The sequence below is a fragment of the Desulfovibrio sp. X2 genome, assembly GCF_000422205.1.
GTDB lineage: Bacteria > Desulfobacterota > Desulfovibrionia > Desulfovibrionales > Desulfovibrionaceae > Alkalidesulfovibrio.
The window spans coordinates 1-775 of record NZ_ATHV01000053.1 but is presented as its reverse complement, the minus strand read 5'-3'; the positions used below and the strand labels follow the sequence as shown (position 1 = coordinate 775).

The following is a 775-nucleotide window of genomic DNA, read 5'->3' as shown; positions in this document are numbered from 1 at the left end:
CCGAGATCTACACTCTTACCCTACACGACGCTCTTCCGATCTTGTCACCCTACTCCGGGATCTCGGAGACCACGCCCGCGCCAACGGTACGGCCGCCTTCGCGGATGGCGAAGCGCAGGCCCTTTTCCATGGCGATGGGGGCGATCAGCTCGACGTTGAACGTCGCGTTGTCACCGGGCATGACCATTTCCACGCCCTCTTCCAGAGTCACCACGCCGGTCACGTCCGTCGTGCGGAAGTAGAACTGCGGACGGTACCCGGAGAAGAACGGCGTGTGACGGCCGCCCTCTTCCTTGGACAGGACGTACACCTCGGCCTTGAACTTCTTGTGCGGGGTGATCGACTTGGGCGCCGCCAGAACCTGGCCGCGCTCCACGTCCTCACGCTTCACGCCGCGCAGCAGCGCGCCCACGTTGTCGCCGGCCTGGCCCTGGTCCAGGATCTTGCGGAACATCTCCACACCCGTGCAGGTCGTCTTGACCGTGTCGTGGATGCCCACGATCTCGACCTCGTCGCCCACCTTCAGGATGCCGCGCTCCACGCGACCCGTGACCACCGTGCCGCGGCCGGAGATCGAGAACACGTCCTCGATCGGCATCAGGAACGGCTTGTCGATCTCGCGCACCGGCTCGGGGATGAAGGCGTCGCACGCTTCCATCAGCTCGAAGATGCACTTGCAGGCCGGATCGTCGGCGTTCGGGGCCTCCAGGGCCTTCAGGGCGGAGCCCTTGATCACCGGCGTGTCGTCGCCCGGGAAGTCGTACTTGGACAGCAG

1 protein-coding gene is annotated in these 775 nt (G+C 65.3%); it reads right to left on the bottom strand.

The genetic code is table 11. The features are described 5' to 3' along the window. Positions 1–49 precede the first annotated feature (49 nt). Positions 50–775 (bottom strand): EF-Tu/IF-2/RF-3 family GTPase (locus DSX2_RS13135; protein ID WP_035042499.1); only part of this gene is annotated, 726 nt, incomplete at its 5' end.